This is a genomic window from Klebsiella terrigena (genome assembly GCF_012029655.1).
Taxonomy (GTDB): domain Bacteria; phylum Pseudomonadota; class Gammaproteobacteria; order Enterobacterales; family Enterobacteriaceae; genus Klebsiella; species Klebsiella terrigena.
The window spans coordinates 4,450,638-4,470,621 of sequence record NZ_CP050508.1; the positions used below are offsets into that span (position 1 = coordinate 4,450,638).

Here is a 19,984-nt window from a genome sequence, read left to right on the forward strand (position 1 = left end):
TATTGAGGGAACGACCATGCAGGCTATTCTTAGCTTCTTAGCGGAAATATTTAGTCAACCCGCATTTCTGATGGGGATTATCGCATTTGTCGGTTTAGTGGCGCTGCGCTCCCCGGGTAATAAATTACTGACCGGTACCTTAAAGCCAATATTAGGCTATTTGATGTTAAGCGCCGGCGCCGGGGTTATTGTTGCAAACCTCAACCCTCTCGGCGGCATTATTGAAGCCGGATTTAATATTCGCGGCGTGATCCCTAATAATGAGGCCATTGTTTCCGTCGCGCAAAAAATGCTGGGCGTGGAAACCATGAGCATTTTGCTCTTAGGCTTTATTTTCAATCTGCTCATTGCCCGCTGCACCAAGTACAAATATATCTTTCTCACCGGGCACCACTCTTTCTTCCTGGCCTGCCTGTTCTCCGCGGTGCTGCAGGCGGCAGAGTTCCACGGCTGGATGCTGGTATTAATCGGCGGATTCCTGCTGGGCTCATGGTCGGCCATTTCTCCGGCAATCGGTCAACGCTACACCAAACAGGTTACCGAAGATGGCGGCATTGCGATGGGGCACTTCGGCTCGCTGGGCTATTACATCTCGGCCTGGATCGCCACGAAAACCGGTAATCCGGCAAATTCATTTGCCGATACCGAAATCTCAGAGAAATGGGGCTTTCTGCGCGACACCACGGTCACCACCGGGATCGTGATGTTTGTTATCTACTTCGTCTGCAGCGCCGTCGCGGGCACGGAGTACCTGCGCACGATAACCGACCAGAATATGCTGATCTTCTCTATCCTCACCGGCCTGCAGTTCGCGGTCGGCGTCGCCATCGTCTACAACGGCGTACGGCTGATCCTCGGCGATCTCGTCCCGGCGTTCCAGGGGATTAGCCAGAAGCTGATACCGAACTCCATCCCCGCCGTCGACTGTGCCGTATTTTTTACCTTTAGCCCAACCGCCGTGGTCGTGGGGTTCATCAGCTCGTTCGTTGGTGGCCTGGTCGGCATGCTTTTCCTCGGCGCATTTGGCATGGCGCTGATAATCCCCGGCATGGTGCCGCACTTCTTCTGCGGCGGAACCTCCGGAGTCTTTGCCGATAAGCTGGGCGGCAAACGCGGCTGCATCATCGCCTCATTTATCGGCGGCATATTCCTTGCGTTCCTTCCGGCGATGCTGCTTCCGGCTTTGGGTAGCCTCGGCTTTGAGAACAGTACCTTCGCCGACTTCGACTTTGCGGTCTGGGGCATCATCATCGGTAATGCCTTCACCCAGTTTGGTCAGATAACGATCTATCTCATCTGCCTGGCGCTTCTGGTCGCGCTGCTGGTGCCATTCTGCTTCCGCTCAGTGCGTGTGGTCGGTGACACCCTCAGCTATGAGGAGCTCACTGCGGATAAGAAAAATGAATAAGCGGTTTCATTTTTCGCTGCGGGAAGGGACTTCCTCCCGCAGCTGACAAAATAATCAGGAGTTGTTATGGCTATCTTGTCCATTGGGTTTTCATGTTTCGATCAGTTCTTTTTTCTTAACGAATGGCCGCAGGAGAATACCAAAAATTTCTGCCACGACTTTATCGAGAGCGGCGGCGGCCCGGCAGCAAATGCGGCGTGGCTGCTGGGGCTGTGGGGGGAAGATGTTTACTACATTGGCCATTTGAATAAGGACCTTTACGGCCAGCGTATTATCGATGAGTTTGCCGAGGCCGGGGTCGATACCAGCCAGGTGGTCTTCTCCGATGAAATGATCACCCCGCTGGCGTCGGTGCTGGTGAATCGCCTGTCGGGCTCAAGGACGATTATTACCCGTAAAATGCAGACACCGCCTTCGCTGACCTACGACCAGAAGCTGAAAATTGATGATTTAGCGGCGCGGCTCATTGAATCAGAGGAACCGGTAACGCTATTAGTTGATGGGCATGAAGCGGAACTCAGCGAATATATCATCAAGAAACTGCCAGCCGCAAAGGTAGTTATGGACGGTGGTTCGCTGCGCGCCAGTAATATTAAGCTGGCAGCCTGGACCGATTACTTTGTTGTTAGCGAGCATTTCGCCAGAGACTATATGGGCTATCGCGCCCTCGAAACCGAAGCGGAAATTAAAGCGGCGCTGATCGAGCTAAATAAAATTTGCCGCGGTGACGCCTTTATTACGCTGGGGGAAAAAGGCTGTGCGTTCTTAAAAAGCGGCATGCTGCAAATTGTTCCGGCCTGGCTCTGCAATGTGGTCGATACGACCGGCGCCGGGGACGTATTCCACGGCGCCTTTACCTATGGCGTGCACTACTCGTGGCATATCGACAATATTATTTTGTTTGCCAGCCTGACCGCTGCAATCTCTATTGAGAAAAAGGGGGTACGTGAATCAATGCCCGACCTTGCCATCGTCCATAACTCGCTAAATAACTACGAAAGAAACTTAACGCAATATTTTGGTGAATAATTTTCGTTAATCAATATCGAGAGGTGATCATGTTAGTTTCTATGAAGGACATGCTTCAGCATGCCCTACGGGACGGTTATGCCGTAGGGCAGTTCAATATTAATAATCTGGAATGGGTCGCTGCCGTATTAAGCACCGCACAACAGCTGCGCTCCCCTGTTATTTTAGGCGTCTCCGGCGGTACCGTTAAGCATATGCTGGGATTAAAATGTATTCATGACATCGTGGTCAACGCGATTGATTATTTACACATTGATATTCCGGTCGCGCTGCATCTCGATCACGGGACCACCCGTGAAGCCTGCGAAGCGGCTATTGAGGCCGGATTCAGCTCCATCATGTTTGATGGTTCGCACCTGCCGTTCAGCGAAAACCTGGCCATCACCCGCCATCTGGTCGGGCTGGCGCATGCCAGAGGCATTTCGGTTGAAGCTGAGCTGGGCACCATTGCCGGAAGCGAAGACGGTATCGTCAACTCGACGGTGATCTATGCCGACCCGCAGGAGTGCTACACCCTGGTCAGCGAAACTCAGGTCGATTGTCTGGCAGCGGCGTTAGGCTCGACCCACGGGCTGTACAAAGGCAAAGCAAAGCTCGGGTTTACGGAGATGAAGGCGATTGCGGAGCGGGTCAAGGTTCCGCTGGTGCTGCACGGCGGCACCGGTATTGCCGACGAGGATATGCGTAAGGCCATTGCCTGCGGCACGGCCAAAATTAACGTCAATACCGAAAATATGTATGCCTGGTGCCAGGAGGTGAAGGCCATATTATCTGCCGATACCGGTCATGATGTGAACGACCCGCGTAAAGTGATCGGCCAGGGGCTGAAACCGGTGCGCGAAATGATCGCGCGGCGCATTGAGCTGTTTGGCTCACAAAACCGCTATTAGCCAATTTTCACTTTATCGGCGCCACTTCAGGGAAAACCCAGCCCCGGACAGATCCGGAGGCTGGTTAATCAGAGGGCTAAAACGCGAAGCAGGAGCAGCCCAGCACGCCCCAGAACGCCTGCTCATCGGCAACCGGGATCGACGACCGGCGCGCAATATCGTGCTGGTGGCCGTGGACGCCGCAGCTGCCGCAGCACTGGTGCATCTGCACGATGGCGCCGATTTTTGCCGCCGCGGGCGGCGCCGAGCGGTAGTGACCCGGAACCTTGACCACCGGAGACCACTCCGGCAGCACCGGGATGGGCGGCGGCGCCAGCGGCGAGAAGTGTCCGGCGGCATAAACCACTTTGCCGTCAACCACCGTCAGCACCGATTCGATGCCTTTTATCTCCTCTTCCGGCACGCTGAAATAGTCCTTCGACAGCACCACCAGATCGGCGAGCTGATCCTGCTCAATACGCCCTTTTTTGCCCTGCTCGCTGGAGAACCAGGCGCTGCCCGCAGTCCACAGCTCCAGCGCCACGTCGCGCGGCAGGCGGTTGCTCTCGTCGTACATTGCCATGCCGCCGACGGTGCGCCCGGAAACCAGCCAGTAGAGCGCGGTCCACGGGTTGTAGCTCGCCACGCGGGTGGCGTCGGTGCCGAGCCCCACCGGCACCTCCATTTCCAGCATTTTCGCCACCGGCGGAGTGTGCTTCACCGCATCGATACCGTAGCGGTCGACAAAATATTCCCCCTGGAAGGCCATCCGGTGCTGTACCGCAATCCCGCCGCCCAGCGCCTTCACGCGCTCAATATTGCGCTCGGTGATGGTTTCCGCATGGTCAAAGAACCAGTGCAGGCCGTTAAACGGAATCTCGCGGTTTACCTTCTCAAAGACGTCCAGCATCCGGCTGATGGATTCGTCATAGGTGGCGTGCAGGCGGAACGGCCAGCGGTGTTCGACCAGGTGGTGCACCACCCGCTCCAGTTCGTCCTCCATTCCCGCCGGCAGATCCGGACGCGGCTGCAGGAAATCTTCAAAATCCGCCGCCGAAAAGACCAGCATCTCGCCGGCGCCGTTGGCGCGGAAAAAGTCGGTCCCCTGCCCCGGCTTCAGCATATCGGTCCAGCGTTCGAAATCATCCAGCTCCTGCTTCGGACGCTGGGTAAACAGGTTATAGGCAATGCGCACGGTCATCTGCTGGTTAGCGTGCAGCTGCTCAATAATTTCATAATCTTCCGGGTAGTTCTGGAAGCCGCCGCCGGCGTCAATCGCGCTGGTCAGCCCGAGACGGTTCAGCTCGCGCATAAACTGGCGCGTCGAGTTCACCTGCAGCTCCAGCGGCAGCTTCGGCCCCTTCGCCAGCGTCGCGTAGAGGATCATGGCATTGGGCCTGGCGATCAGCATCCCGGTCGGGTTGCCGTTGCTATCCCGCACAATTTCGCCGCCCGCCGGATCCGGCGTCTCTTTGGTATAGCCCACGGCCTTCAGCGCCGCGCGGTTAAGCAGCGCGCGATCGTAGAGATGCAGCACGAATACCGGCGTATCCGGCGCCGCCTGGTTGAGCTCTTCCAGCGTCGGCATGCGCCGCTCGGCAAACTGGAATTCGCTCCAGCCGCCGACCACCCGCACCCACTGCGGCGAAGGCGTGCGATCGGCCTGCTCTTTGAGCATCCGCAGCGCGTCCGCCAGCGAGGGAACGCCTTCCCAGCGTAGCTCAAGGTTGTAGTTCAGCCCGCCGCGGATCAGGTGCAGGTGGGAATCATTCAGGCCGGGGATCGCCGTATGACCCTGCAGATCGACGATCTGCGTGCCTTCGCCGGCAAAGCTCATGATCCGATCGTGGCTCCCGGCCGCGAGGATCTTACCGTCGGCGATCGCTACCGCGTCGGCCAGCGGATTTTGGCGATCGAGGGTGTGGATCCGACCATGGGTCAGGATCAGTGTGGCAGTTTGTGACATAACGCTCTCCTTGAGGAGGCTGACTCAGTTTTTCTTTAACCAGCCAGCAAACAGGCGGGTCACGATGGGCATCCAGAACCAGACCACCAGCGCGACGACGCAGGCATCGTTTATCAAATGTAGCGGCAGGCTTCCCCGCATCGAGGGCAGCAGCATGCCGGTCAGCCAGGGCACCAGGTTGGTGCTGGGGAAGATAACCAGTAGGGTTATCAGAAACTGCTTCCAGCGCAGCGGCTGGCGCACGTTGGCCGCCGGCGGGGTAAACCAGAAAGCCGGCTCGGTACGGACCTCGGTGCGATCGCCCTCGTTAAGCAGCGGCGCAATTTCAGCAACCAGTTCGCGGCGCGTTTCTGACTGCGTCCAGGCGTAGAGGTGCTCAATGGTGTCGAAGCGAATAATGACGCTCCATAAATTCTGCCCGGCCCCCGGGCGAATGACGTTAGCGCCAAGGTGCCCGGGAAACTCCGCTGCCACCGGCATGATTTTTCCGAGCCACTCTTCATAGCGCTTACCGTGTTCGGGATCGAGCATATGACTGATGACCAGCGTTACCGATTTCTGTTGCGCCATAAGGAGCTCCTTGCTGCAGGGAAGCGGCGGGATTTCCCCGCCATCAGCCATAAATAACAATACACAAAATCATTCAAGCTGCGCCGGGGCAGGCAAACAAAGCCAACCAAGAGGCAGCCTGAAATACACAAAATCATTCAAGCTACGCCGGGGCGGGCAAACAAAGCCAACCAAGAGGCAAGCTTGAAATACACAAAATCATTCATGCTGCATCGAGGCGGCAAGGGAAGAAATCCCCAGGAACATAGGCAACTATGTGACTGGGTTTTCTGAGTGCAGCCAACAAATAGGCAGCCTGAAGGATGATGACAATACACAAAATCATTCATGCTGCATCGAGGCGGCAAGGGAAGAAATCCCCAGGAGCATAGATAACTATGTGACTGGGTTTTCTGAGTGCAGCCAACAAATAGGCAGCCTGAAGGATGATGACAATACACAAAATCATTCATGCTGCCTCGAGGCGGCAAGGGAAGAAATCCCCAGGAGCATAGGCAACTATGTGACTGGGGTTTCTGAGTGCAGCCAACAAAGAGGCAGCCTGAAGGATGAAGTGTATTTAGGCCTGGCGCTCCGGCGCGCCGTGTACCATGGTGTACGCGTAATCCACGCCCATGCCGTACGCGCCGCTATGTTCGCGAACCAGATCCATCACCGCGTCGTAGGTCTCTTTGCGCGACCAGTCGCGCTGGTACTCAAGCAGCACCTGCTGCCAGGTTACCGGCACCGCGCCGGCCTGCACCATGCGGTCAATCGAGCGTTCATGCGCATCGACGGAGGTCCCGCCGGAAGTGTCGGTCACAACGTACACTTCATATCCCTCTTCCAGCGCCATCAGCGCCGGGAACGTCAGGCAGACTTCGGTCCACAGCGCGGAGATAATCAGCTTCTTACGCCCGGCAGCCTTAACTGCCTTAACGAAACCCGCATCTTCCCAGGAGTTCATTGAGGTACGTTCTATCGGTTTAACCTGCGGGTGCACCGCCAGCAGTTCCGGCCAGATATAGCCGCTAAAGCTCTTTGTTTCTACGGAGGTGTAAATCACCGGAACATTAAAAATCTTGCCCGCTTTGGCTAACGCAACGGTATTATTTTTAAGCGTCTGGCGATCGATATTGGCGACACCAAACGACATCTGCGGCTGATGGTCAATAAAGATAAGCGTTGAGTTGGTTGGATCAATCAGTTCCCGAATAGACATAACATACCTTCTTAATCAATAAGTTAAAAAGAGACAATCAGCGCTGTTGTGGGTCTGGATCCTGACGGATAAAGCATGGTGAGTATAGTCAGTAATTTCTAACGAGTTATTAAAGAAATTTTTCTGATTTATTTCAAAAATAAAAGGCAAGAAATAAAAAACCCGCTATTGGCGAAGAGGGTGATAATGATGTTTATCAAAAAATTGCGGGTAACGGTTCTAAATTATTCACTGGTATTGAGCAACTGGCTTCGGTAAAACAGAGGAATTATTTATTACCGGTAAGCCACCGATGCGCCTGAATCTTGATGTCCTGCAGATCCTCGATGCCCTGGAGACCCATGGCTCCTTCGCTACCGCTGCAGAATCGCTCTATAAAACGCCCGCCGCCCTGAGCTACATGATCCAAAAGCTGGAAAGCGATCTCGGTATCACCCTGCTGGATCGCAGCGGACACCGGGCGAAGTTTACCGATACCGGCACAATGGTGCTGGAAAAGGGTCGGCTGCTGCTCAATGCGGCAAAGGATCTGGAAAAGCAGGCACTGCAGCTGAATGCCGGCTGGGAGCGGGATCTGGCCATCGCGCTGGACGCCTCCTTCCCTTTCGATCGTCTACTCCCGCTTATCGACGCGTTTTACGCGCAAAATCCGCAAACCCGCCTCAATTTTACCCACCATACGCTGGCGGGTGCCTGGGAAGAGCTGACCCGTAACGGGGCGGATATCATTCTTGGCGCGATCAACGAACCGCCGACCTCCGCCGAATGGTCGTGGAAAATGCTCGGCACGCTGGATAACGTCTTTGTGGTCGCGCCTGGCCACCCGCTGGCGGAAACGGTACAACCGCTGACCAACAAGCAGCTCAGCCTGCATCGCGCGGTGGTGATCAGCGATAGCGCCCGCCACTGCCACCCGCTCAACAGCAACCTTCTCACCGAGCAGTCGCAAATTCGCGTCGATGACTTTGCCAGCAAGGTCGCGCTGCTGCGGGCCGGGATCGGCTGCGGTTTTCTCCCCCGTCACGTCGCCCGGCCATGGCTGGCGAGCGGCGAGCTGGTGGAGAAAACCGTCATCTCTTTTCGCGAAAAGGATATCGCCTACATGGCCTGGCGTACGGATAACGACGGCCTGGCCCAGCGCTGGTGGCGGGAAGCCATTCTCGAAGAGCCGTTTCTACACCAGCTTTATCCCTGACGGCTAAACCAAACGCAGGCCGAGATGGCAGGAAGCGTCAGCACGCCGTCGTGCAGCGCTCCGCTGCCCTCTTTGAGCTGCCACTCGCCCACGTCCAGCAGCGGTGAATCCTCCACCACCACCTCACAGGCTTCACCGCGGTTGATAGCCACCAGCACGCGCTGATTTTTATACACCCGAGCAAATACCACCACGTTTTCTTCGGCATAAATCACCTGACACCCGCCGTAGCGCAGCGCCTGGTTTGCCTTGCGCAGCTTCGCCATGCGTTTATACAGGCCCAGCAGCGTAGCGTCCTGCAAAGCCGGGTCCCACGGGAAGGGTTTGCGGCAGAACGGATCGTTATTGCCATCAACGCCCACTTCGTCGCCGTAGTAAATACACGGCACTCCCGGCCAGCAGAACAGCCAGACCACCGCCAGCGGCAGACGCGCAACGTCCTTACCCAGCAGCGACTTAAAGCGCGCCGTATCGTGGCTATCAAGCTGGTTAAACATCCGCAGCTGCTGCTGGTGCGACAGCCCGGCGCGGTAGTTATCCATCCACGCCACGCAGGTTTGCGCATCTATCTTCTGCGGATCGTAAGAGATATCGGTATTCGCCAGGAAGCCCCACAGCGGGAAGGTAAACCCGCGGTAGTTCATCGCCGAATCTTCGGCATCGGCCTGCAGCCACTGGCGCGCATCGCCGAAATGTTCGCCAAAGACAAAGGATTCCGGCTGCGTCTCCTTTGCCGCCTGGGTTATACCGGCGATATGGCGCAGGTTATTACGCGCCCCGCCGCCTTCCCCCAGCATATGCACCACGTCGAGGCGCCAGCCGTCCATGCTCCACGGCGCCTTCAGCCAGTGGCGCACGATGCTGTCTTCCCCGGCGTAGATTTCGTTGATCAGGCTGGTCGATCGATAATCCAGCTTCGGCAGGCTGGCGTAGCCCAGCCAGCTGTGCGCTTCCCCCTCGGGGGAAAAGGTGAACCAGTCGCGCCACGGTGAATCCGGGCTGTGGCAGGCTCCGCCGCTGCCGCGCTGGTGGCGGTCAAACCAGACGTGTGAATCTCCGGTATGGTTGAACACGCCGTCGAGGATCAGGCGCATCCCCTCCCGCTGCGTATTGTGCCGCAGGCGCAGCAGCGCGGCGTCCCCGCCAAACTGCGGATCGACGCGACGATAATCTTCGGTATCGTATTTATGCACGCTCGGCGCGACAAACACCGGATTCAGGTACAGCGCCGTGACGCCCAGTTGCTTGAGATACGGCAGCTTCTCGCTGATACCGTCCAGATCGCCGCCGTAGAAGGTTGAGCCGCCCGCCTCGCCGGTTAACGGTTCATCCCACTGCTTCTGAACGATATCCTGTCCCGCAGCGTGGTGATGGTAGGGCTGGTCCTGCTCGGCCTGGCGCGGTTCGCTGCGCGCAAAGCGGTCAGGAAAGATTTGATAAAAGACCTGATCGGCAACCCACTGCGGGCCGCTGTCCGGCAGATCGACCGCAAACTGCTCCAGCCGCGCCGGCGGGAAGCGGTTAAAGCCCTGCGGGGTAAACCAGCGCTGCCGGTCGGCCCACAGCAGCTTGAAGCTATAGCGCCGACGCGGCTGGCCGCTGGCCAGATTAATCTCGCCGCGCCACGCGACGACGCCCGGCCGCGGCTCCTGGCGCAGGCGGTGCATCGGCAGCGAAAGCTCTTCGTTGTCTTCTTCCGCACGCAGCGTAACGCGCTGCGGCAGCTCATCGCCGCTGACCCATAGGGTGATAAAGAGTCGTCCCTGCTGCTCCTTGATAAAGGGGGCAACAGGCAGGTGCCATGCCTTCAACATCGTTATTCCTCTCTGTACAGAATGGGCACACCTTGCCACAGCGCTCAGGGGTATGACTCATCATCGGCAGAATTATTGGGGGAGGAGAGCGGAGGAGGATATCGGAAAAGCGCCAATAGCCTGCCGGATAGCGCGCGCATATCCGGCAGGCGAGCGGCCCGCCTAGCGGGCCTGCGCCAGCTGACGGTCGCGGCGAGTTTTCAGCTTCCAGCCAACCAGCAGCAGCGCTATCCAGGCGAAGCCGACGTACAGGGAAATACGCGTATCCGGATGGTAGCCAATCAGCGCAATGATAAAGACGAGAAACGCCAGACCTACCGCCGTGGTCGCCACGCCGCCCGGTACTTTAAACTTCAGCGCTCTGGCCTCTTCCGGCGGCAGACGGCGACGGAAGGCAATCTGCGACAGCAGGATCATAATCCACACCCACACCGTCGCAAAGGTTGCCAGGGAGGCGATCACCAGGAAGACGTTTTCCGGCATAATGTAGTTGAGATAGACCGCAAACAGCAGCGCGATGGTCATCACCATCACCGTCACCCACGGCACGCCGCGGCGCGACGTTTTGGCGAACATCTTCGGCGCGCTGCCCTGCTCGGCCATGCCGTGCAGCATGCGCCCGACGCCGAATACGTCGCTGTTAATCGCCGAAAGCGAGGCGGTCAGCACCACAAAGTTGAGGATGCTGGCGGCAAACGCGATGCCCATATGCTGGAAGGTTAAGACGAACGGGCTGCCGTTAGTCCCGACCTGGTTCCACGGATAAATAGACATAATCACGAACAGCGTGCCGACGTAGAACACCAGAATACGCATCGGGACCGAGTTGATGGCGCGCGGAATGGATTTCTCCGGGTCTTCCGCCTCCCCGGCGGTAATACCGATGATTTCAATCCCGCCGTAGGCGAACATCACCATCTGCAGCGACATCACCATTCCCAGCCAGCCGTTGCTGAAGAAGCCGCCGTTGCTCCACAGATTGTGGATGCCGGTCGGCTGGCCGCCGTTGCCAATGCCCCAGATAATGATGCCGAAACCGGCGAGGATCATGATGATAATGGTGGCGACTTTAAAGAAGGAGAACCAGAACTCCAGCTCGCCAAACACCTTCACGCTCATCAGGTTGACGGCGCAGATAATCAGCACCACGCTGAGCACCCAGATCCAGTGCGGAACCGTCGGGAACCAGACGCCCATATAGATGCCGAAGGCCGTCACGTCGGCGATGGCGACAATCAGAATTTCAAAGCAGTAGGTCCAGCCGGTGATATAGCCCGCCAGCGGGCCGAGATAGTCCTGCGCGTAGCGTGAAAATGAGCTGGCGGCGGGGTTATGCACCGACATCTCGCCCAGCGCGCGCATAATAATGTACGCCGCCACGCCGCCGATAATATAGGCCAGCAGCACGCTCGGGCCGGCCATTTTAATCGCATCGGCCGAACCATAGAACAGGCCGGTACCAATTGCCGAACCCAGCGCCATAAAGCGGATATGCCGGGTACTTAGCCCGCGCTTAAGTTTGTTACTACTTTCCATCGTATTCCATGCCGTTTTTCTCCTTTAGCCTTCGTCGGGCGAAGATCAAAAGAGGATTACCTGAAAAACAAAAAACCACGGGACCTGAAGTCCCGTGGTTTAACACTGATTTTTAAACGTCGGCTAGTGCGCGCTGGATGTCACCTGACGCCCTGCGGCGCGATCCCAAACCACCGCCAGAACCACCATCACGGCAGTCGGCATGAGCCAGGCCAGACCCTGCTCTGCCAAAGGCAGGCGCGCGGTCCACGCCGGCAGCATATCGGCAAAGGCCGACGTTTTAATGCCGTCAATGATACCAAACATCAGGCTGATAAACATGGCCGGCGCAATAACGCGGGACGAATTATGCCACCAGTTGCGGGTAAAGCTTAATACCACCAGTGCGATACACGGCGGATAGATAGCCGTCAGCACCGGGATCGAAATCTGAATCAGGTGGCTCAGCCCGAGGTTGGAGACCGCCATCGAGAAGATGCCGAGAATAAACACCAGCGAGCGGTAGGAGAACGGCAGGTACTGGGCGAAAAATTCCGCACAGGCGCAGGTCAGGCCAACCGCGGTCACCAGGCAGGCAATGAAAATCAGCGCCGCCAGCATAAAGCTTCCCGCGCCACCGAAGGTGTGCTGGACGTACGAGTGCAGAATGGCCGCGCCGTTAGCCGACTGATCGACCAGGGTCGCGCTGTCGGAGCCGAGGCGGAACAGGGCCAGGTACAGCAACGTCAGGCCAACGCCTGCCATCAGGCCGGCCCACACGGTATAGCGGGTCAGCAGGCGCGCTTCGCTGACGCCACGAGAGCGGGCGGCGTTAACAATGACGATCCCGAAGACCATCGCGCCGAGGGTGTCCATCGTCAGATAGCCGTTGACGAAGCCGTTTGAGAACGGCGCGGTGCGGTAGGCCTCCAGCGCGTTGCTGATCGGGCCTGCCGGCCAAATAATCGCCGCGACGGCGAGAATAATCAGGGCAATGATTTTCAGCGGAGCGAGGAAATTGCCGACGGTATCCAGCAGCTTGCCGGGATATAACGAAACGAGGATCACCAGGGCGAAATAGATGACGCTATAAATCAGCAGCGGCATCGCGCCGTCGCCGGTCAGCGGGGCAATCCCCACTTCAAAGGAGACCGTCGCGGTACGCGGAGTCGCGAACAGCGGTCCTACCGCCAGGTAGCAGACGACGGCCAGCAGAATCCCCGCCACTTTGCCAATCGGGGTGCTCAGGCTTTCAACGCCGCCGCCGACTTTCGCCAGCGCCACGACCGTCAGCACCGGTAAACCCACGGCGGTGATCAGAAAGCCGATAGCGGCGGTCCAAACGTGTTCACCAGCCTGTAAACCAACCATTGGGGGGAAGATGATGTTGCCTGCACCGACGAACAGCGCGAAGGTCATAAAGCCCAACGCTATGATGTCGCGAGATTTTAACTGATGGGTCATAAATTCATACTGCCTGTGGATGTGGTGGTGTTAAACGGAAAAATACCGTGCCTTCCCTTAGGGATGATACAGCGGCTATTGCCGGAAACTCAGCGAGATATGCTCCCGAAGCGGCGTGGGAAAGAATTGTTTTTTGAAATACCACGCAAAAGCAGTCTGTCTACGACTGCATGGGGCGCAATTTAAACGCTTATAACGTTTTAAAGCAAGGCGGGATCGTAAAAGCAGATGATTATGCTAAGTCTACAATTTCAACCAGCGTTATTAACCATAATGAAGGAAAACATGTGGCTAATCATGCGAACAAAAAAGCAGCAGACGTTCGTTAATTACGCAGCTGAAAATTGACTGCAAACGAAAATGACCAGCCGGAGCTGGTCATTGACAAGTTATGTTGACAGCGCGGGGCCTAGTCGCTTTTTTTGGCAATTAAACGTTCCGGCAGCAGGAAGCTAAACCGCGTTCCTTTACCGGGCGTGCTCTCAATATCCAGCCGGCTGTCGTGATGGTTGACCGCATGCTTAACGATAGCCAGCCCCAGGCCGCTGCCCCCGGTTTGCCGCGAGCGCGCTTTATCCACGCGATAGAAGCGCTCGGTCAGCCGCGGAATATGCTCGGGCGCGATCCCCGGGCCGTTATCCTCAACGCTAAACAGCGCGCCGTGCGGCGCTTTCTGCCAGCTGACGGTAATTTCCGTTCCCTCCGGCGTATGGTTGACCGCGTTATACACCAGATTCGAGATCGCGCTGCGCAGCTGCTCATCGTTACCGAGCACCTGCAGCGACTCATCGACCACAAAGTGCAGGGTATGCTTTTTCTGGCTGAGCGTTTGCGCCTCACGCTCGACAACCCGCAGCATCATCGGCACGTCAATTTTGTCGTTCATCGCCAGAACCGGGGCCGCTTCAATACGCGACAGGGTCAGCAGCTGTTTAACCAATCCCTCCATACGCTGAGTTTGCTCGCGCATGGTATGCAGGGCCTTTTCCCGCGTCATCCCTTCCAGCACCTGCTCCTGCATCATCTCCAGATACCCCTGCAGCACCGTTAGCGGCGTGCGCAGCTCGTGGCTAACGTTGGCGAAAAAGTTGCGCCTGGCGCCTTCAAGCTGGTGCATCTGCGTCACGTCGCGCGCCACCATCAGCATCTGCTTATCGCTGTAGGGCATCACGCGGATTTCCAGATGACGGGCGTTATTAAGGATCAGATTAAGCGGTTTGCTGAAATCTTTGCTTTTGAGGTAGTTGGCAAATTCAGGATAGCGCAGGAGGTTAAGGATATTTTGTCCGCTGTCGTCCGGCCAGCGCAGATTGAGGATCTGCTGTGCCAGGCCGTTACACCAGAAGATCGCCCCCTCCTCAGTGGTCAGCACCACCGCGTCGGGCAGCGATTCCGCCCCGCTGCGAAAGCGTTTGATCAGGCTGCCCAGCTCGCGTCGGCGTTTTTTATTACGCATCTGCATCTGGTGGAGGCCGTACAGCAGAGGTTCCCAGCTGCCGCTCCCCGGCGGTGGCGTCATGCTGCGGTCCACCCACAGCCACCACGAAAGACGTAATAAATTCCAGAAATGCCAGATAAGAAGTCCGGTCACCGCCGCCAGTAAGAACCACGGCAAATGACCAAATAGCGCCCCGAGAATCAGGGCCGGGATACAAGATAAGAAAAGCTCAAGCGCCAGCCTTTTCCATGACAGCCGTTCCAGCACGGTTCACACTCCTGTCGACATTCAGAAACGGGCGGAGAAACGATATCCCGTGCCGCGAACCGTTTGTACCATCCGGTCATGGCCACTGTGTTCCAGCGCTTTACGCAGACGGCGAATATGCACGTCTACCGTTCGGTCTTCTACATACACGTTGGTTCCCCAGACGTGATTCAGCAGCTGCTCGCGGCTGTATACGCGTTCCGGATGGGTCATAAAGAAGTGTAATAACTTAAACTCGGTCGGTCCCATGTCCAGCGGGTTTTCGCCGGTCATCACGCGATGGGAGGAGGGATCGAGGCTCAGCCCCTGCATTTCAATCACCTCTTCCACCGCCATCGGGGAAATGCGCCGCATCACGGCTTTGATTCGCGCCACCAGCTCTTTCGGCGAGAAAGGCTTGGTGATGTAATCGTCGGCGCCGGTCTCGAGGCCGCGAACGCGATCTTCCTCTTCACCGCGAGCGGTCAGCATCACCACCGGAATATCGCGGGTCATCGCCTCACGCTTAAGCTGCTTAATAAACTGCAGGCCCGAACCACCCGGCAGCATCCAGTCAAGGAGAATCAGATCGGGCCAGGGTTCATTGAGCTGGTTCACCGCGCTGTCAAAATCTTCCGCCTCGACGGGCTGAAAGCCGTTTTGTTCCAGAACAAAGCAGACCATTTCGCGGATTGGAGCTTCATCTTCAACGACCAGAATTCTTCTCGCCATTATTTACCCTGTATTTTTTAGCCATCAGTATAGAGTGCGGCGCCATTATGCGTCAGTTTTGTGACAGATTTATGAAAAAAATGGTCGCCTGACGATCGAGGATTTTGAATTATGACACGCACTTAACTCCCCCTGCGTCGATGGTATAATGGCGGCAACGCTCTTAGGCAACGGAATATTTATGCGCATCATTCACACCTCTGACTGGCATCTCGGGCAAAACTTTTACAGCAAAAGCCGCGCCGCTGAGCATGCGGCCTTTCTCGACTGGCTGCTGGCCAGCGCGCAGGCTCACGAGGTCGATGCCATTATTGTCGCCGGCGATATCTTTGATACCGGCTCGCCGCCGAGCTACGCCCGCGAGCTCTATAACCACTTCGTGGTTCAGCTCCAGCAAACCGGCTGTCGGCTGGTGGTGCTGGCGGGCAACCATGATTCGGTTGCCACGCTGAATGAATCGCGCGACATCCTGGCCTTTTTAAAAACCACGGTCGTGGCGAACGCCGGCCATGCCCCCTTCGTTCTGCCGCTGCGCGACGGCTCGCCGGGGGCGATATTCTGCCCGGTCCCCTTCCTGCGCCCGCGCGAGCTGGTCACCAGCCAGGCCGGACACTCCAGCGGTGAAAAGCAGCAGCTGCTGCTCACCGCCATCAGCGACTACTATCAGCAGCAGTACCGGCAGGCCTGCGACCTGCGCGGCGACCGGCCGCTGCCGATTATCGCCAGCGGCCACCTGACCACCGTCGGCGCCAGCAAAAGCGACGCGGTGCGCGAAATCTACATCGGCACCCTCGATGCCTTCCCGGCCAGCCGTTTTCCTCCCGTCGACTATATCGCGCTGGGCCATATCCACCGGGCGCAGATCGTCGGCGGCTGCGAGCATATACGCTACAGCGGCTCGCCAATCTCCCTGAGCTTTGATGAGACCGGGAAAAGTAAAAGCGTCAATCTGGTGACCTTTACCGACGGACGACTGACGGACGTTAGCCCGCTGACGGTGCCGATAGTTCAGCCGCTGGCGGTGCTAAAGGGCGATTTCGCCAGCATCAGCGAACAGCTTGACCGATGGCAGGACAGCGCGGAACTGCCCGCCGCCTGGCTGGATATTGAAATCACCAGCGATGAATATCTGCACGATATTCAGCGCCAGATCCAGGCCCGCTGCGAAGCGCTGCCGGTGGAAGTGCTGCTGGTGCGCCGCAGCCGCGCCCAGCGCGAGCGCATTCTGGCCGGCGAGCGGCGGGAAACCCTCAGCGAGCTGCGGGTTGAGGAGGTTTTTGCCCGTCGCCTGGCGCTGGAGAATCTCGAAGAGCCGCAGCAGCAGCGCCTCGAGCAGCTGTTCAACGAAACGCTGCACAGCCTGAACGGTGAGGAGCACCTGTGAAAATTCTGAGCCTGCGTCTGAAAAACCTTAACTCGCTGAAAGGCGAGTGGAAAATTGATTTCACCGCCGAACCCTTCGCCAGCAACGGGCTGTTCGCGATCGTCGGGCCGACGGGGGCCGGAAAAACGACGCTGCTGGACGCTATCTGCCTCGCGCTGTACCACGAAACGCCGCGCCTGAGCAGCGTGTCGCAATCGCAAAACGATCTGATGACCCGCAATACCGCCGAATGCCTGGCTGAAGTTGAGTTTGAGGTCAAAGGCACCGCCTACCGCGCCTTCTGGAGCCAGAACCGCGCGCGCAACCAGCCCGACGGCAACCTGCAGGCGCCCCGCGTCGAGCTGGCCCGCTGCGACGATGGGCAAATTCTTGCCGACAAAGTCAAAGACAAGCTGGAGATGACCGCCTCGCTCACCGGCCTCGATTACGGCCGCTTTACCCGCTCGATGCTCCTCTCCCAGGGCCAGTTCGCCGCCTTTCTAAACGCCAAACCCAAAGAGCGCGCGGAGCTGCTGGAGGAGCTCACCGGCACCGAAATCTACGGGCAGATCTCCGCCCAGGTGTTTGAAAAGCACAAGCTCGCCCGCAGCGAGCTGGAAAAGCTGCAGGCCCAGGCCTCCGGCGTTCTGCTGCTAAGCGACGAGCAGCAGCAGGCGCTGCAGCAAAGTTTGCAAGTACTTACTGCTGAAGAACAGCAGTGCCTCGCCGAGCAGGCGCGTGAGCAAAATACGCTGCAATGGCTGCTGCGCCAGCAGGAGCTCATCCGCGACGAGAGCCAGACCCAGACGCAACTGCGAGAAGCGCAGCAGGCGCTGGAGCAGGCCCAGCCGCAGCTGGCGGCGCTGCAGCAGGCGCAGCCTGCCGACCAGCTGCGTCCGCTGTGGACCCGACAGCAGGAGCAGGCCGAGGCGCTGGCGCAGACCCGCCGCCAGGTGGAGGAAGTAAATACTCGCTTACACGATCGGCTGCGGCTGCGGGCGGGCATTCGTCTCGCGGCGCAGCAGCAAACGAGCCAGCTGCAGCAGACCCAGCAATCGCTCGCCGAATGGCTGAAGGCCAACGACCGCTATCGCCAGTGGGGCAATGCCCTGGCAGGCTGGCGGGCGGCGTTCCAGCAGCAGGCGCGCGACGCGCAGCAGCAGGCCGGGCTGGAGCAGCGGCTGGCGGAGACCCGCCGTCGGCTCGGCGAACTGCCGCCGGCGACGCTGGCGCTGGATGCCGACCAGGTACGCGACGACCTCGCCCGCCACGCCGCCGCCCGCCCGCAGCGTCAGCAGCTGGCAACCCTGCACAGCCGTCTGCTGCCCCTGCGCCAGCGCCTCAGCCAGCTGCAGGCGACGGAGCAGGCCGGCCGCGAGGAGCAGGAGAAGCTGGAAACGACGCTCACCCAGCGGCGCCAGGCTTATAAAGAGAAAAATCAGCAGTTCAGCGATGTGAAAGCCATTTGCGAGCTGGAAGCGCGGATTGCCGGCCTGAAAGAAGATCGCGCGCGCCTGCAGCCCGGCGCACCTTGCCCGCTCTGCGGCTCCTGCGAACACCCGGCCGTCGCCGAATATCGGGCGCTGACGCCCGGCGTGAATCAGGCCCGCCGCGAGGCCCTCGATCGCGAGGTTAAACAGCTGGCAGAAGAAGGCGCCCAGCTGCGCGGCGAGCTGGATGCGCTGTTGAAACAACAGCTTAAACAAAAAGAGGAGCGAGACTCGCTGCTCCAGCAGGAGCAAGCGCTTACCTCGCAGTGGCAGAGCGTCAGCGGCGAACTGCAGATTGATCTGCGGCCGGAGGATGATATTCCCGGCTGGCTCGACGCTCAGCAGGAGCGGGAGCAGCAGCTGTATCAACATCAGCAGCGGCTGGCCTGGCAGGCGCAGCAGCAGGAGTGCGAGCTGCAGCTCCGGCAGCTGCTGCAGGATCTGGCCCAGCGTCACAGCGCCCTCAACGCCGAGCTCGCGGTCTTTGCCCTCAGCGCGCCTGAGGCGGAAACAGCGGCGGCCTGGCTGGCCGAGCGCGAAGAGGAAACCCGCGGCTGGCAGACCAGGCACGACGAATCTGCCGCCCTGCAGGAGCGCCTGCAGCAGCTGATCCCCCTGCTGGAGACGCTGCCGGAGACGGAAGAGGCGGTCCCGCCCGCGCCGCTTGAGGGCTGGCGCCAGGTGCACGACGACTGCCTGGCGCTGCAGAGTCAGTGGCGCACCCTTAGCCAGCAGGAGAGCCAGCAGCAGCGGCTGCTGGCAGAAACCGAGGGCCAGTTCGCCGCCGCCCTGGCCGCCAGCCCCTTTGCCGACCGGCAGGCGTTTCTCGACGCCCTGCTCGACGAAGAGACCCGCCAGCGCCTGGAGCAGCTCAGGCAGACGCTGGAAAATACGCTCCAGCAAAACGGCGCTCTCGCCCTGCGGGCCCGCGAAGCGCTGGCGCAGCATCAGCAGCAGCCACCGGCGGAGGCCGACATCGCCCAGCCGATGGAAGAGGTCGAGGCCCGCTTACGGCAGCTGGCCCCGCTGCTGCGGGAAAACAGCGCCCGTCAGGGGGAGATCCGCCAGCAGCTGAAGCAGAACGCCGAGAACCAGCAGCGCCAGCAGGCGCTGCAGCAGGAGATCGCGCTCGCCGCGCAGCAGATGGAGGACTGGGCGTGGCTCAATTCGCTGATTGGCTCGAAAGAAGGCGATAAATTCCGTAAATTTGCCCAGGGGCTGACGCTGGATAACCTTGTCTGGCTGGCTAACCATCAGCTCAACCGCCTGCACGGCCGCTATCAGCTGCAGCGCAAGGCCAGCGAAGCGCTGGAGCTGGAGGTGGTCGATACCTGGCAGGCGGACGCGGTGCGCGATACGCGCACCCTTTCCGGCGGCGAAAGCTTCCTCGTCAGCCTTGCGCTGGCGCTGGCGCTATCCGATCTGGTGAGTCATAAAACGCGTATTGATTCGCTGTTCCTTGACGAAGGATTCGGTACGCTCGATAGCGAAACGCTGGATACCGCGCTGGACGCGCTGGATGCCCTGAACGCCAGCGGCAAGGCGATCGGCGTGATTAGCCACGTCGAAGCGATGAAGGAGCGTATCCCGGTGCAGATCAAGGTGAAAAAAATCAACGGGCTGGGATACAGCCGTCTCGATAAGGCCTACGCGGTGGAGTAAAACGCCACCCGGCTTCCCGGCA

General features: G+C 58.7%; 14 protein-coding genes. 6 read left to right on the top strand and 8 right to left on the bottom strand.

From position 1 onward, the window contains the following. The first annotated feature begins 16 nt into the window (after positions 1 to 16). The 3 genes from HCK03_RS20895 (at position 17) to fba (ending at position 3,327) form a co-directional block, all read left to right on the top strand. Complete coding sequence (locus HCK03_RS20895) at positions 17 to 1,408, top strand: PTS ascorbate transporter subunit IIC (protein ID WP_041144276.1); 1,392 nt, start codon at positions 17 to 19, stop codon at positions 1,406 to 1,408. A 66-nt stretch (positions 1,409 to 1,474) separates the two neighbouring features. Further along, positions 1,475 to 2,437 carry a carbohydrate kinase family protein gene (locus tag HCK03_RS20900; protein WP_041144275.1) on the top strand — a complete coding sequence of 321 codons (963 nt, stop codon included), beginning with the start codon at positions 1,475 to 1,477 and terminating at the stop codon, positions 2,435 to 2,437. Positions 2,438 to 2,466: 29 nt separating this feature from the next. Continuing rightward, positions 2,467 to 3,327 (top strand): class II fructose-1,6-bisphosphate aldolase, encoded by an 861-nt coding sequence (fba, locus tag HCK03_RS20905; protein WP_076944649.1) that lies wholly within the window; start codon positions 2,467 to 2,469, stop codon positions 3,325 to 3,327. Between the two features lie 76 nt (positions 3,328 to 3,403). On the opposite strand, the gene HCK03_RS20910 is transcribed toward fba, so the two are convergent. The 3 genes from HCK03_RS20910 to HCK03_RS20920 all read right to left on the bottom strand — a co-directional run bounded on the left by HCK03_RS20910 (position 3,404) and on the right by HCK03_RS20920 (position 7,043). Further along, the gene (locus HCK03_RS20910) at positions 3,404 to 5,272 is read right to left on the bottom strand and encodes an amidohydrolase (RefSeq protein ID WP_041144273.1); all 1,869 of its coding nucleotides are present in this window, start codon (positions 5,270 to 5,272) and stop codon (positions 3,404 to 3,406) included. A gap of 24 nt (positions 5,273 to 5,296) precedes the next feature. After that, positions 5,297 to 5,842, bottom strand: a complete 546-nt coding sequence (locus tag HCK03_RS20915) for an antibiotic biosynthesis monooxygenase (protein ID WP_041144272.1) — start codon at positions 5,840 to 5,842, stop codon at positions 5,297 to 5,299. Between the two features lie 559 nt (positions 5,843 to 6,401). After that, positions 6,402 to 7,043, bottom strand: a complete 642-nt coding sequence (locus HCK03_RS20920) for a hydrolase (RefSeq protein WP_041144271.1) — start codon at positions 7,041 to 7,043, stop codon at positions 6,402 to 6,404. A gap of 292 nt (positions 7,044 to 7,335) precedes the next feature. On the opposite strand from HCK03_RS20920, the gene HCK03_RS20925 reads away from it, so the two are divergent. Further along, positions 7,336 to 8,238, top strand: coding sequence for a LysR family transcriptional regulator (locus HCK03_RS20925; protein ID WP_115193466.1), 903 nt, complete (start codon positions 7,336 to 7,338; stop codon positions 8,236 to 8,238). Here HCK03_RS20925 and malZ read toward each other — a convergent pair. The 5 genes from malZ to phoB form a co-directional block, all read right to left on the bottom strand. Beyond that, positions 8,229 to 10,052, bottom strand: a complete 1,824-nt coding sequence (gene malZ, locus HCK03_RS20930; protein ID WP_167692126.1) for a maltodextrin glucosidase — start codon at positions 10,050 to 10,052, stop codon at positions 8,229 to 8,231. The two genes, HCK03_RS20925 and malZ, sit on opposite strands and share 10 nt — an antisense overlap. 162 nt (positions 10,053 to 10,214) lie before the next feature. Continuing rightward, positions 10,215 to 11,588 (bottom strand): proline-specific permease ProY, encoded by a 1,374-nt coding sequence (gene proY, locus HCK03_RS20935; protein ID WP_041144268.1) that lies wholly within the window; start codon positions 11,586 to 11,588, stop codon positions 10,215 to 10,217. A 123-nt stretch (positions 11,589 to 11,711) separates the two neighbouring features. Further along, positions 11,712 to 13,031 carry a branched-chain amino acid transporter carrier protein BrnQ gene (gene brnQ / locus HCK03_RS20940; RefSeq protein ID WP_041144267.1) on the bottom strand — a complete coding sequence of 440 codons (1,320 nt, stop codon included), beginning with the start codon at positions 13,029 to 13,031 and terminating at the stop codon, positions 11,712 to 11,714. 409 nt (positions 13,032 to 13,440) lie between these two features. Next, a complete protein-coding gene (gene phoR, locus HCK03_RS20945; protein WP_041144266.1) occupies positions 13,441 to 14,736 on the bottom strand; it encodes a phosphate regulon sensor histidine kinase PhoR in 1,296 nt (431 codons plus the stop codon). Positions 14,737 to 14,757: 21 nt separating this feature from the next. Beyond that, on the bottom strand, positions 14,758 to 15,447 hold the full coding sequence (gene phoB / locus HCK03_RS20950; RefSeq protein WP_004099401.1) for a phosphate response regulator transcription factor PhoB: 690 nt from the start codon (positions 15,445 to 15,447) through the stop codon (positions 14,758 to 14,760). 181 nt (positions 15,448 to 15,628) lie between these two features. Here phoB and sbcD point away from each other — a divergent pair, with 181 nt between their 5' ends. Further along, entirely contained in the window at positions 15,629 to 16,831 is a 1,203-nt protein-coding gene (gene sbcD / locus HCK03_RS20955) for an exonuclease subunit SbcD (protein WP_167692127.1), read from the top strand. Next, complete coding sequence (gene sbcC / locus HCK03_RS20960; protein ID WP_167692128.1) at positions 16,828 to 19,962, top strand: exonuclease subunit SbcC; 3,135 nt, start codon at positions 16,828 to 16,830, stop codon at positions 19,960 to 19,962. The genes sbcD and sbcC overlap by 4 nt, the downstream gene beginning before the upstream one ends. The last annotated feature ends 22 nt before the right edge of the window (positions 19,963 to 19,984 follow it).

Coding starts and splice junctions, on each gene's coding strand:
- HCK03_RS20900 (WP_041144275.1), top strand. CDS start 1,475: ATGGCTATCTTGTCCATTGGGTTTTCATGTTTCGATCAGTTCTTTTTT.
- proY (WP_041144268.1), bottom strand. CDS start 11,588: ATGGAAAGTAGTAACAAACTTAAGCGCGGGCTAAGTACCCGGCATATC.
- fba (WP_076944649.1), top strand. CDS start 2,467: ATGTTAGTTTCTATGAAGGACATGCTTCAGCATGCCCTACGGGACGGT.
- HCK03_RS20920 (WP_041144271.1), bottom strand. CDS start 7,043: ATGTCTATTCGGGAACTGATTGATCCAACCAACTCAACGCTTATCTTT.
- HCK03_RS20915 (WP_041144272.1), bottom strand. CDS start 5,842: ATGGCGCAACAGAAATCGGTAACGCTGGTCATCAGTCATATGCTCGAT.
- brnQ (WP_041144267.1), bottom strand. CDS start 13,031: ATGACCCATCAGTTAAAATCTCGCGACATCATAGCGTTGGGCTTTATG.
- malZ (WP_167692126.1), bottom strand. CDS start 10,052: ATGTTGAAGGCATGGCACCTGCCTGTTGCCCCCTTTATCAAGGAGCAG.
- HCK03_RS20895 (WP_041144276.1), top strand. CDS start 17: ATGCAGGCTATTCTTAGCTTCTTAGCGGAAATATTTAGTCAACCCGCA.
- phoB (WP_004099401.1), bottom strand. CDS start 15,447: ATGGCGAGAAGAATTCTGGTCGTTGAAGATGAAGCTCCAATCCGCGAA.
- HCK03_RS20910 (WP_041144273.1), bottom strand. CDS start 5,272: ATGTCACAAACTGCCACACTGATCCTGACCCATGGTCGGATCCACACC.
- HCK03_RS20925 (WP_115193466.1), top strand. CDS start 7,336: ATGCGCCTGAATCTTGATGTCCTGCAGATCCTCGATGCCCTGGAGACC.
- sbcD (WP_167692127.1), top strand. CDS start 15,629: ATGCGCATCATTCACACCTCTGACTGGCATCTCGGGCAAAACTTTTAC.